Annotated in this window: 13 protein-coding genes and 1 pseudogene; 9 read left to right on the top strand and 5 right to left on the bottom strand. The window is 51.5% G+C overall.

What is annotated here, in order from left to right; genetic code table 11:
• Positions 1 to 7: 7 nt before the first annotated feature.
• The 3 genes and pseudogenes from ABD035_RS13295 to rnd all read left to right on the top strand — a co-directional run bounded on the left by ABD035_RS13295 (position 8) and on the right by rnd (position 2,339).
• Positions 8 to 607, top strand: a complete 600-nt coding sequence (locus ABD035_RS13295) for a Slp family lipoprotein (protein WP_371813018.1) — start codon at positions 8 to 10, stop codon at positions 605 to 607.
• Between the two features lie 185 nt (positions 608 to 792).
• Positions 793 to 898: pseudogene (locus ABD035_RS13290) on the top strand (IS200/IS605 family transposase); the annotation flags it as partial.
• Between the two features lie 319 nt (positions 899 to 1,217).
• Positions 1,218 to 2,339 (top strand): ribonuclease D, encoded by a 1,122-nt coding sequence (gene rnd, locus ABD035_RS13285; protein WP_343870704.1) that lies wholly within the window; start codon positions 1,218 to 1,220, stop codon positions 2,337 to 2,339.
• Between the two features lie 53 nt (positions 2,340 to 2,392).
• Here rnd and minE read toward each other — a convergent pair whose 3' ends face one another.
• The 3 genes from minE to minC are packed head-to-tail and all read right to left on the bottom strand — an operon-like array spanning position 2,393 to position 4,240.
• Complete coding sequence (minE, locus tag ABD035_RS13280) at positions 2,393 to 2,662, bottom strand: cell division topological specificity factor MinE (protein WP_212712571.1); 270 nt, start codon at positions 2,660 to 2,662, stop codon at positions 2,393 to 2,395.
• A 3-nt stretch (positions 2,663 to 2,665) separates the two neighbouring features.
• Positions 2,666 to 3,478, bottom strand: coding sequence for a septum site-determining protein MinD (gene minD, locus ABD035_RS13275; RefSeq protein ID WP_025903025.1), 813 nt, complete (start codon positions 3,476 to 3,478; stop codon positions 2,666 to 2,668).
• Positions 3,479 to 3,511: 33 nt separating this feature from the next.
• Positions 3,512 to 4,240 (bottom strand): septum site-determining protein MinC, encoded by a 729-nt coding sequence (minC, locus tag ABD035_RS13270; RefSeq protein WP_212712572.1) that lies wholly within the window; start codon positions 4,238 to 4,240, stop codon positions 3,512 to 3,514.
• Positions 4,241 to 4,397: 157 nt separating this feature from the next.
• Between minC and ABD035_RS13265 the strand changes: the two genes are divergently transcribed.
• The 3 genes from ABD035_RS13265 (at position 4,398) to ABD035_RS13255 (ending at position 6,114) form a co-directional block, all read left to right on the top strand.
• Positions 4,398 to 4,670, top strand: a complete 273-nt coding sequence (locus ABD035_RS13265; RefSeq protein ID WP_212712573.1) for a YcgL domain-containing protein — start codon at positions 4,398 to 4,400, stop codon at positions 4,668 to 4,670.
• A 270-nt stretch (positions 4,671 to 4,940) separates the two neighbouring features.
• A complete protein-coding gene (locus ABD035_RS13260; protein ID WP_212712574.1) occupies positions 4,941 to 5,600 on the top strand; it encodes a fumarylacetoacetate hydrolase family protein in 660 nt (219 codons plus the stop codon).
• Between the two features lie 67 nt (positions 5,601 to 5,667).
• Positions 5,668 to 6,114, top strand: coding sequence for a YcgN family cysteine cluster protein (locus tag ABD035_RS13255; protein WP_212712645.1), 447 nt, complete (start codon positions 5,668 to 5,670; stop codon positions 6,112 to 6,114).
• Between the two features lie 35 nt (positions 6,115 to 6,149).
• Here ABD035_RS13255 and dsbB read toward each other — a convergent pair whose 3' ends face one another.
• Positions 6,150 to 6,665, bottom strand: coding sequence for a disulfide bond formation protein DsbB (gene dsbB / locus ABD035_RS13250; RefSeq protein ID WP_343870702.1), 516 nt, complete (start codon positions 6,663 to 6,665; stop codon positions 6,150 to 6,152).
• Positions 6,666 to 6,924: 259 nt separating this feature from the next.
• Here dsbB and fadR point away from each other — a divergent pair, with 259 nt between their 5' ends.
• Positions 6,925 to 7,644, top strand: coding sequence for a fatty acid metabolism transcriptional regulator FadR (gene fadR, locus ABD035_RS13245; RefSeq protein WP_343870701.1), 720 nt, complete (start codon positions 6,925 to 6,927; stop codon positions 7,642 to 7,644).
• 31 nt (positions 7,645 to 7,675) lie between these two features.
• On the opposite strand, the gene ABD035_RS13240 is transcribed toward fadR, so the two are convergent.
• Entirely contained in the window at positions 7,676 to 9,211 is a 1,536-nt protein-coding gene (locus ABD035_RS13240) for a SpoVR family protein (RefSeq protein ID WP_212712577.1), read from the bottom strand.
• A gap of 479 nt (positions 9,212 to 9,690) precedes the next feature.
• Between ABD035_RS13240 and ABD035_RS13235 the strand changes: the two genes are divergently transcribed.
• The gene (locus ABD035_RS13235) at positions 9,691 to 10,989 is read left to right on the top strand and encodes a D-amino acid dehydrogenase (RefSeq protein ID WP_343870700.1); all 1,299 of its coding nucleotides are present in this window, start codon (positions 9,691 to 9,693) and stop codon (positions 10,987 to 10,989) included.
• Positions 10,990 to 11,005: 16 nt separating this feature from the next.
• A complete protein-coding gene (dadX, locus tag ABD035_RS13230; protein ID WP_343870699.1) occupies positions 11,006 to 12,076 on the top strand; it encodes a catabolic alanine racemase DadX in 1,071 nt (356 codons plus the stop codon).
• The last annotated feature ends 76 nt before the right edge of the window (positions 12,077 to 12,152 follow it).

Here is a 12,152-nt window from a genome sequence, read left to right as displayed (position 1 = left end):
GATAATCATGATGAAACTGATTAAACATTGCCCGGCAATGATGCTGGCCTCGGTATTACTGTTGTCAGGATGTGCTACGGTGCCGCAGAGCATCCGCGGTCATTCAGCGCTGCCTCAGCAGAATCTGGTACAGGTGATGAATGCGCCTCAGCTCTATGTCGGTCAGGAGTCACGGTTCGGCGGTAAAGTGGTCAGCGTGAACAATACCAATGGCCTGACACGCATCGAGCTGGCCGTACAACCCCTGGATGATACTGCCCGGCCGGTACTGGGGGCGGCATCCATCGGCCGGATTTACGCGGACGTACCTGCCTTTGTCGACCCGGTGAACCTGAATAACCAGTATCTGACGGTTCTGGGGAATATCCGCGGTACCGATGAAGGTAAAGTCGGTAATGCCTCCTATAAATTCCTGGTCATTGATGTCACAGGTTATCAGCGCTGGCATCTGGTCAGACAGGTGATGACTCCGCCGCAACCGATGGATCCGTGGTTTGTTTATGGCCCTGGCCCCGGACGGTATCGTCATGGTTACTGGGTCGCGAACCCCTGGTGGGGATTTTATAACCCGGGGCCGGCCACGGTTCAGTCTTATCTGACGGAATAAGTGATTCGGTGATAAAGACCGTGGCCTGCCGGCCACGGTCTTCTGTCTTTGGAAATCCCCCGGGCAGGCCGGGGGGGCGTAAAGCTTTCAGCGTTGGGTCGCGGATAAAAACCCCTATTGATTTGTTAAAACACCTTGCGGTCTGGCCACTGCAAAGGTTTAACAGGAAATCAAAAGGGGTCCCGATGAGGGCCGAAAAGAGCTTAGCGCCTGCCCGATCGAACTGTAAATATCACAGAATTTTCGCGCCTAAGTACCGAAGACCGGTTTTTTTATGGAGAGCTTCGCCGGGTCCAGCTAATGCGTGATATTTCTCCCCCGGGATGGCAAAAAATTGATAAGACCGGGTGCTGCACAACAGATAATGGGCAGACGTGCAAAGTGTTACTTGACCCTGACTGTAATAATCTGACAGGGTATACAGACGCCGAAGAATGTTGACCCCGGATGCCGGACTCTTCGGCTGGCCGGCACGGTTCCGCCGGTCAGGCACAGGCCCCGCCAATACCCCCTTCGGTGGATCCCGGACTATTTTATATCAACGCCGGATCAGTCTGGCGTTTTTTCATTATCGCTGTGATGCATTTCCACAGTAAGAGAGAATGTTGCTTTGAACTATCAATTAATTCATACCAGCCAGCAACTGGCAGAGGTTTGTGCCGCTGCCAGACAGAAAACTGCCGTTGCCCTGGATACCGAGTTTGTCCGGACCCGGACCTATTACCCGCAACTGGGATTGATCCAGTTGTTTGACGGCGATGCCCTGACGCTGATTGACCCCCTGGATATCAGCGACTGGACGCCCTTTAAAGCCTTACTGAGTGATGTTCAGGTGGTGAAATATCTGCATGCCGGCGGAGAAGATCTGGAAGTCTTCCTGAACCGTTTCGGCGTTTTGCCTGAACCTATGGTCGATACCCAGATCCTGGCGGCGTTCCTGGGCTTCCCGATGTCACTGGGGTTTGCAGCGATGGTGTCAGAGTTCGAGGGCGTGACGCTGGATAAAAGTGAATCACGTACTGACTGGCTGGCCAGGCCTCTCAGTGAACGCCAGTGCGATTATGCGGCGGCAGATGTCTGGTATCTGTTGCCGATCGCGCAGAAACTGCATCAGCAGGCCGAAGAAAAACAGGTCCTGGCGGATGCGCTCAGTGAATGCACGATGCTGTGCGACAGACGCAGAGATATTCTGCCTGCGGATCAGGCATGGATTGATATCAGTCAGGCCTGGCAGTTGCGGCCGTTACAACTGGCGGCGCTGCAGAAGCTGGCAGAATGGCGACTGAATTATGCACGGCGTAAAGATATGGCGGTTAATTTCGTCGTCAAAGAGGAAAACCTTTGGAAAGTCGCCCGTTATCTGCCGGGTTCACTGGGAGAGTTACAACAGATGGGGCTCGCTGGCCCTGAAATACGTTTCCATGGTGAAACGCTGCTTCGTCTGGTCGCCGCGGCCAAAGAAGCCCCGGAAGAGAGCTATCCGTTACCGTTGAAAAATCTGATCGAATGCCCTGGCTATAAAGTCCTGTTTAAGGATCTGAAAGCCTGCATTAAATCGGTCAGTGACCGCACTGGTTTCAGCCAGGAACTGCTGGCCTCGCGCCGGCAGATAAACCAGGTACTGAGTGAACACTGGAAAATTAAACCTGTGAGTCGTACGCCGGAGTTACTGAAAGGCTGGCGGGGTAAACTGATGGGACAGGAAATTACCGCCATTATCGACGGTAAATAATAAACCGGTGAATGCCGCAGGTCAGCGCGGCATTCACTATCGGTTGCAGAGACTCATTTCGCGGCTTCTTCGGCTTCCGGTAATGTCACGTTAAGCTCAAGAATCGAGATATCATCCCCTTTCTGGTCCAACTGAACGGTAACCATCTCCGGATCAATCTTCACATACTTACAAATCACTTCCAGAATATCGCGTTTCAATTGCGGAAGGTAATGGGGTTCACTGTCTCCACGACGCCGTTCCGCGACGATGATCTGCAGGCGTTCTTTAGCAATATTTGCAGTATGTTTTTTCCGGGATAAAAAGAAATCAAGTAATGCCATGTCTTATCCCCCGAACAGGCGTTTTAGGAAACCCTTCTTCTCTTCTTCAATAAAGCGGAAGGGACGTTCTTCGCCGAGTAAGCGATCGACGGTGTCAGCATAGGCTTTACCTGCATCTGAAATCGTATCCAGAATCACAGGTTCCCCCTGGTTTGAAGCACGCAGCACTGACTGGTCTTCAGGGATCACACCTACCAGCGGGATACGCAGAATTTCCAGTACGTCTTCCATGCTTAACATATCGCCACGGCTGACACGGCCCGGGTTGTAACGGGTCAGCAGCAGATGTTCTTTGATAGGTGTTTCACCTTTTTCTGCACGGCGTGACTTAGAGGCGATAATCCCGAGGATACGGTCAGAGTCACGGACAGAAGAGACTTCAGGGTTGGTAGTGATGATAGCTTCATCGGCGAAATAGAGAGCCATCAGCGCTCCGGTTTCGATACCGGCAGGCGAATCACACACCACAAAGTCGAAATCAAGGTCAGAGAGTTCGTTCAGTACTTTCTCGACACCTTCATAGGTGAGGGCATCTTTATCGCGGGTCTGGGAGGCGGGCAGGATAAACAGATTTTCGGTACGTTTATCTTTGATTAATGCCTGGTTCAGCGTGGCATCACCCTGGATAACATTAACAAAGTCATAGACAACCCGGCGTTCGCATCCCATGATCAGGTCCAGATTACGCAGACCGATATCGAAATCGATAACGACGGTTTTTTTCCCTTTCTGCGCTAAACCGGTAGCGATGGCCGCGCTTGACGTGGTCTTGCCAACGCCCCCTTTGCCCGATGTAACTACAATAATGCGTGCCATATATGATGATTTCCTTAACAATAGAAAAGGGGTCTAATTAAGTGTTTTAATCGACAGTACACCGTCAGTTAACGACAAGCGTGCGGCCTGTCCGGAATATTCTGACGGTATCTGGTCCATGATCCAGTATTCACCGGCAATGGACACCAGTTCTGCCGCTAAATGGGTACAAAAAATTTCGGCGCTCTGATCACCACTGGCTCCCGCCAGGGCGCGGCCCCGCATCATTCCGTAGATATGAATATTACCATCTGCTACAAGTTCTGCACCGGCGCTGACACTGCTGGTGACGATCAAATCGGCATTTTTAGCATAAATTTGCTGGCCCGAGCGTACCGGAGTGTTAATAATCCGCGTACGGGTAAATTTCTCTCCCTCACTCACCGCAGGAGGGGCTACCACCGGGGGTTCTGCGCGGGCAGGTGCCGGTTCGCTCTCACGGGCCTTGCGTACATCTTTTCCCTCGGTCAATACCGGCAGACCTGCAGCCTGAATCAGTTGCTTTAGCTGTTCATCTTTACAACCGCTGACACCCATAATACGCAAGCCCGTCGAGGTGATCGCAGACTGGATTTGCGGCCAGTTAACGTCGGCGGTTAACGAGGAAATATTCAGCACGACCGGGGCATTTTTAAGAAATGCCGGAGCCTGATCAATTTTTTCCTGAATCGCCTGACGGATCACTTCGGGCTGTGTGTGGTGAAGATGTACAACAGATAAAGTAAAACTGCTTCCTTTAAGTTCAATTGGCGTTTGCGACATCTGTCCTGACCAGTCCTGTTTTTACAGTTTCATTTCTGAACAGGCGTTTAAATATCCGCCATTGGCCCAGAAGGTTCAATATTCGAATGACTCTTGTCATGTTATAGTTACACTATTATTAGGGCAAGTCACCACAGAGATTAATTCGGAGAAAAATATGTTATGTGCCATCTACAGAAGTTCATTACGGGATCAGACCTATCTGTATATTGAAAAAAAAGATGACTTCTCCCGTGTCCCTGAGGAACTCCTGAAAGGTTTTGGCAAGCCAGTGCTGGCAATGGTGCTATCCCTGGCCGGACGGGAAAAATTAGGCAGTGCAGATATCCATAAAGTGAAGCAGGAGTTGCAGGAAAAAGGCTATTATTTACAGGTGCCGCCGCCGGTTGAAAACTTACTTAAAACACATCTGGCTTCTGCGAAAAATTAATTATTAAGATTACTCTGTAATTATAACCAGTATTATTTTCGGGGTGTGCCTTGCATCCCGTTTCACATTTTCTGTATGAACCCCATCGTTACCCCGTATTTTTATCTCTCACCGGGCAGCAGATTTTCATTAACGGTAATCCGGGATAAGAGTTTGTTACCGGTTTCTCCGGCAAAGATTGGCTTAGCAGGTTGAGAACTATTTTCTTTTCTATGTTTTCCTGATAATTATAGTCCGCTAATTGTTCACTTTTTGTAACGAGGGCTCGACATGTATCAGCATCGGAACTGGCAGGGAGAGTTACTGGATCTTCCGGCAGGCAAAGTCGTTTGTGTTGGCAGTAACTACGCGAAGCATATCAGTGAAATGGGCAGTATTACCCCGGAAGAGCCGGTTGTCTTTATTAAACCGGAAACTGCACTCTGTGATTTACGGCAGCCGCTACATCTGCTTACCGGTTTTGGCGAGATCCACCATGAAACCGAGCTGGCCGTGCTGATAGGTAGCACTTTACAACAGGCTGACGAAGAACAGATCTTACCGGCGATTGCCGGTTACGGTGTTGCGCTGGATTTGACCCTGCGCTCGGTGCAGGCAGGTCTGAAGAAGAAAGGGCAGCCGTGGGAAAAGTCAAAAGGCTTTGATAATTCCTGCCCCGTTTCCGGGTTCGTCCCTGCGGCGGAATTTGCGAGTGATCCGCAAAACACCGCGCTGCAGCTGGAGATCAACGGAGAAGTCCGTCAGTCAGGGAATACCCGCGACATGATCCACAAGATAGTGCCGTTGATCGCCTATATGTCACGTTTTTTCACTCTGCGGCCCGGCGATATTATTCTCACCGGGACTCCGGAGGGCGTCGGACCACTGACTGCCGGCGATGCGCTGACAGTCTCATTCGCCGGACATGCGATAACGACGCGGGTCGCGTAGGGCTTGCATATCGGGCGATGACTCTTTATAACGGGCGCCTGAAACGGATAAAGAGAAATTGCTAATGATGACAAACGCCCCATTCTGGGAAACCAGGCGCCTTGAAGACATGACCGATGAGCAGTGGGAATCCGTCTGTGATGGCTGCGGACAGTGTTGTCTGAATAAATTACAGGACGCCGATACGGATGAAATTTACTTCACTAACGTGGCCTGTAATTTACTGAACATCAAAAGCTGTCGTTGCCGGCACTATGAAAATCGTTTCGAATATGAACCCGATTGCATCAAGCTGACGCGTGAAAATCTGCCGACCTTTTCATGGCTCCCACGGACGTGCGGGTACCGGTTACTGGCTGAAGGGAAACCCTTACCCGCCTGGCATCCGTTGCGTACCGGGTCTGCAAAAGAGATGCATGCGAATCGTATTTCGGTCAGATATATTGCCGTGCGGGAAAGTGAAGTGCAGAACTGGGAAGATCATATCATCGAACGTCCCGACAGGGGTTGCTAACATGACTGCACCCTGGCCGGGACGTCCCGCCCGGCTTATTTCCTTCTGAACAGGCTTATCTGGGCAATTAACACCACAACCGCGACCAGCAGATAGGCGGCAAACACACCGACCAGCCACTCAGGCATGCTGAGGTTGAAAAGCGTCCAGCTACGATCCAGGCAGTTACCGTTTGCGACAAACATTCCCGGCACCCACTGATCCAGTGGCAGCCATGAAGGAAAACGGGCTTTGAAGTCACAGGTCGCGAACAGCGGGGGATGGATCTGCAGCATGGTATGTTCCCAGGATAACCTGAGTCCTTCAGTCGCACCCACCAGCCAGATAATGATCCCGGCAAAGCGTAGCGGAGTTGCCGGGGCGATAGCACCCACAATGCCTGCCAGCAGTACGCCTAATAATGCACAGCGCTCATAAATACACATCACGCAGGGCTTCAGACCCATGACATGCTGGAACCAGAGCGCGGTGAGTTCAAGCGCCAGCGCTGTCAGGGCCAGCAGAAGCCAGGCGCTGCGGCCTCTGGAACAGCGATTTAACATTACTAACATACTGTTTTCCTTATTTAATCCGGATGTCCGGAAGTGTAAACCAAAACTTCAGATATGCCATCTTTCTGTGAGGATAGTATCAACAGAAGTTGTCAGAGGACGACCACTTTTTCTGACAAACGACTCCGCAATGATCAGACCCCCTGTGAATTGATGATGCTGATCCCGTTTTAGTTATCCGGATGCTATGTCGCCGGACAGGCTTTTGCTATGATATTTTTTTCGTCAAAAGCACGTCAGGTGAAGAGAAAGAAACGTTATGGTGATTAAGGCGCAGACTCCTGCAGGATTTGCTGAAGAATATATTATCGAAAGCATCTGGAACAGTCGTTTTCCGCCAGGAACTTATTTGCCTGCCGAACGCGAATTGTCGGAACTTATCGGTGTGACCCGAACAACGCTCCGTGAAGTTCTGCAACGCTTATCCCGGGATGGCTGGCTGACTATCCGCCACGGGAAACCGACGCGGGTGAATAATTTCTGGGAAACGTCCGGTCTTAATCTGCTTGAGACGCTGGCACACCTTGACCATGAAAGTGTTCCGCAAATGATCGATAATCTTTTTGCGGTGCGCACCAGTATGGCGAGTATTTTTATCAGCCGGGCATTTACCCAAAACCCGCAGCAGGCACAACAGGTGCTGAGCGAAGCCCTGAATGCAGCGGCTGACAGCGCAGAGTATACCGACATCGACTATAAGCTGTTCCAGGGGCTTGCTTTTGCCTCCGGCAATCCTATCTATGGTCTGATCATTAACGGCCTGAAAGGGCTGTTCACCCGGGCAGGACGTCAGTATTTCTCGCTGGATGAAGCGCGACAGCAGGCCTACAGTTTTTATCATAAGCTTTATGAACTGAGCCTGGCCGGGGTGAATAAATCAGAGGTGGCGGAGACGATCCGCGATTACGGCCGGCGCAGCGCGGAAATCTGGCACGCGCTGCAGTCCTCCCTGCAGAAGAGTACCGCAGAGTCTCCGTGAATGCGTTGCGCCGGTCCTCCCGGCGCTGACATTACTGATGAGGGGCACGGGCAGGGCAGCGTTCAAGTAATTCCACACTACCGTCTTCATTTTCCTGTTCCAGCAGGACATCAAATCCCCATAACCGGTGGATATGCTTCATGACTTCTGTCCTGCTTTCCGCCAGAGAGACTTTTTTTTGTGGTACATAGCGCAGTGTTAATGACCGGTCACCCCGCAAATCCACATTCCATACCTGAATATTGGGTTCCAGCTGACTCAGATTATATTGTGCTGACAATTGCTGACGGATGGTCTGATACCCTTCGTCGTCATGGATGGCGGAAATTTCCAGATAGTTCTTTCGATAGTCATCGGCCACCGCAAATAACCTGAAATCCCGAATCAGTTTCGGCGACAGAAACTGGCTGATAAAACTTTCATCTTTAAATTCCCGCATGGCGAAATGCAGTGTTTCCAGCCAGTCTTTACCGGCGATATCCGGGAACCAGCGCTTATCTTCCTCCGTCGGCTGTTCACAGATGCGCCTGATATCCTGAAACATGGCAAATCCAAGCGCATAAGGATTAATTCCGCTATACCACGAACTGTTGTAGGGCGGTTGCGCGATCACATTGGTATGGTTATGCAAAAATTCCAGCATAAACCGGTCAGTGACTTTACCTTCGTCATACAGATGATTCAGCAGGGTATAGTGCCAGAACGTTGCCCAGCCTTCGTTCATGACCTGGGTCTGTTTCTGCGGATAGAAATACTGACTGATTTTACGGACGATGCGTAAAATCTCGCGCTGCCAGGGCTCGAGCAACGGGGCATTTTTTTCCATGAAATATAGCAGGTTTTCCTGAGGTTCTGTCGGATAACGGGGGACAGAGGCTTCTGCCGTCTCTTTTTCTTTGCGCGGTAAGGTGCGCCACAGAGTATTTATCTGACTCTGCAGGTAGGCTTCCCGGCTCTGCTGGCGCACCTTCTCTTCCTGCAGAGATATCTTCTGGGGGCGCTTATAGCGGTCGACGCCATAGTTCATCAGGGCATGGCAGGAGTCCAGTAAGCGCTCCACCGTATCGATACCGTATTTTTCTTCACAGTCTGCGATGTAATTTCTGGCGAACAGCAGATAGTCGACGATCGATCCGGCATCCGTCCAGCTACGAAACAGGTAGTTATTTTTAAAGAAAGAGTTATGTCCGTAGCAGGCGTGGGCCATCACCAGGGCCTGCATGGTCATGGTGTTTTCTTCCATAAGATACGCGATACAGGGATTGGAATTGATGACGATTTCGTAGGCCAGCCCCTGCTGTCCGTGTTTGTAGAGTTGCTCGGTTTCAATAAATTTTTTGCCGAAGGACCAATGGGTGTAATTGATCGGCATACCGATACTGGAGTAGGCATCCATCATCTGTTCTGAGGTAATGACTTCTATCTGATGAGGATAGGTCTCCAGGCGGTAATGCTTAGCGACTCTGTCAATTTCAGACAGGTATTGTTCGAGCAAATCAAACGTCCAGTCCGGGCCATCACTCAGGCGCTCTGGCCGCAGGACTGGTCGGTCAAAAAAGGTTGTCATAGCGCACCTCGTCTTTCTGCAGCGAATTATCTTCCGGCGAACCGGCACCATCATCCTGATGAAAGAAACGGTTGCGTACCTGTCAGGTACCATTTAAGGATAGTCGATAGTTTAGCGGGGCAGTAACGATGGCAGGAGAAAAATGGCGACAAAAAAAGGCTGAATCCGCTTACGGACTATTTTTGTGTCTGAAAGCTGAATTTTGGTCATTAAAACAGGATAATGTCCTGTATATAAGGTAAGTTTATGGCAACATTTAAAAATTCTGGCAACCTTTCGTAAAGCGCATATCCGCATAATTAACTACTAATTTTTAATATTAAACCGATTTAACTACTGAATATTCACTTTAGTGCTGATTTTAGTTACCAGAGAAGTAAAAAAAAGGTGAAATAGCCTGAATCGGGTCATAGGGGTAGTGTTAGTTGATAACACTGCACCAAAGGTCTTTATCAGGTTTATTATGCTGCGGGGGTGGTATGAAGGTTTTGATTCTTGGAAGTGGTGTCGTCGGGGTGACGAGCGCCTGGTATCTGGCGCAGGCAGGTCATGAAGTCACGGTCATCGATCGTAGTAGCGGACCGGCAGAAGAGACCAGTGCCGGCAATGCCGGGCAGATCTCTCCCGGATACGCTTCGCCCTGGGCAGCGCCAGGGATCCCCCTGAAGGCGGTCAAATGGATGTTCCAGAAGCATTCCCCGTTGTCGATTCGCCCGGACGGGACCACCTTCCAGCTGCAATGGATGTTGCAGATGCTGAAGAACTGCACCCTGCCACATTACCAGCAAAACAAAAGCCGTATGGTGCGGATTGCAGAATACAGCAGGGATTGCCTGAAAGATCTGCGGGCGACCACCGGTATCCGTTATGAAGGCCGTCAGGGCGGAACCCTGCAGTTATTTCGTACCGAACAGCAGTTTGAGAGTGCCTCTAAGGATATCAAAGTCCTGGAGGAGGCAGGTGTTCCTTACCGGTTGCTGCAGTCCGGTGAGCTGCATTGCATTGAACCTGCGCTGGCAGCCACGCAGCATAAACTGACCGGCGGGTTACAGTTACCGAATGATGAAACCGGAGATTGTCAGTTATTCACCCGCCGGCTGGCAGCAATGGCCGAACAGGCCGGTGTGACCTTCCGCTATAACGTGACGATCGACCAGCTGCTGCGCGACGGCAATAGCATCAGCGGGGTGAAATGCGGTGCGGAAATCCTTACCGCTGATCGTTATATTGTGGCGTGTGGCTCCTATTCTACCCCGTTGCTGAAAGACATCGTTTCAGTCCCTGTCTATCCGCTGAAAGGGTACTCTCTGACGATTCCGGTGAAAAACGCGGACGGCGCACCGGAATCCACCATCCTGGACGAAACCTATAAAGTCGCAGTGACACGCTTTGATAACCGTATCCGGGTCGGGGGGATGGCTGAGATTGTTGGTTTTAACACCAAACTGTTACCGGCTCGCAGAGAAACACTGGAGATGGTGGTCAGGGATCTCTATCCTGAAGGCGGATTTGTTGAACAGGCAACATTCTGGACCGGTTTGCGCCCGATGACTCCGGATGGTACTCCGATCGTTGGCCGGACACCGCTGACGAATCTGTACCTGAACACCGGGCACGGTACACTGGGATGGACGATGGCGTGTGGTTCCGGAAAGCTGATTGCCGATATTATTTCCGGTAATACCCCGGATATTGCGGTGGATGACTTGTCGGTGATGCGCTACTTGCCGGGTTTTGATGGCCGGTCATCCTTGTCTGGTATCAGAGCCGTCAGTTGAGTTTCAGGAGAGTAAGATGTCCCGACCGATTATCGCCACGGTAAATCAACAGGCGTTAGAACAGAATTTAGCGATTATCAGAAAAAAAGCGCCGGACGCCAACATCTGGACAGTGGTTAAAGCCAATGCTTACGGGCACGGTATTTCCCGATGTTATCAGGCCCTGAGTTCTGCCGACGGTTTCGCGCTGCTGAACTATGAAGAAGCCATCCTGCTGCGTGAGCAGGGCTGGCAGAAACCGGTGTTGTTACTGGAAGGCTTTTTTAAAGCTGAGGACCTGGTCTTGCTGGACCGCTATCGTCTGACCACCAGCGTACACAGTGAGTGGCAGATTGAGGCTCTGGCGAATGCCCGGCTATCCGCGCCGCTGAACATCTATGTCAAAATTAACAGCGGGATGAATCGTCTGGGCTTTCGTCCGGAACAACTGAAAGATGTCTGGCGGCGGCTGGCAGCGCTGCCTAATGTCGGCGAAATGACCCTGATGACGCACTTCGCCCGCGGTGAAGAGCCGGACGGCGTGACAGAGCCGGTGGCTCTGCTCGATGCTGCAGCAGAGGGGATGGCACTGCCACGCTGTTTCGCCAACTCGGCGGCGACATTGTGGCACCCGCATACCCATCATCAATGGGTCCGGCCTGGCATTATTCTCTACGGCGCATCGCCTTCGGGTCGCTGGCAGGATATCGCCGATACCGGATTGCAACCGGTCATGCAGTTGCACAGCGAGATCATCGGTATCCAGCAGTTACAGCAAGGGGAAGGCGTGGGGTACGGTTACCGTTACCATGCCGGAAGTGCGCAACGGATTGGCGTGGTGGCCTGTGGTTATGCCGATGGCTACCCGCGTCATGCACCTACCGGGACCCCGGTAGCCGTCGACGGTATTCTGACCCGCACCGTGGGCCGTGTCTCTATGGACATGATTATGGTGGATCTCACTCCCTGTCCTGAGGCTCATATTGGCTCGAAGGTCGAACTGTGGGGAGAGCAGGTGCATATCGATGATGTGGCCGCGGCTTCCGATACCGTAGGGTATGAACTGATGTGCGCAGTCGCCCCCCGGGTGCCATTTCGTATCCTTTAACCGGCCAACAGCCTAATGCCGGTCACTTAAGGTGACCGGCATTGTTTTTTAAGGGATATTTTGGCTTTTTGGGCCT

This window comes from Tatumella terrea (assembly GCF_039523755.1).
Classification (GTDB): domain Bacteria; phylum Pseudomonadota; class Gammaproteobacteria; order Enterobacterales; family Enterobacteriaceae; genus Tatumella; species Tatumella terrea.
This window is presented reverse-complemented; position numbering and strand designations above follow the sequence as displayed.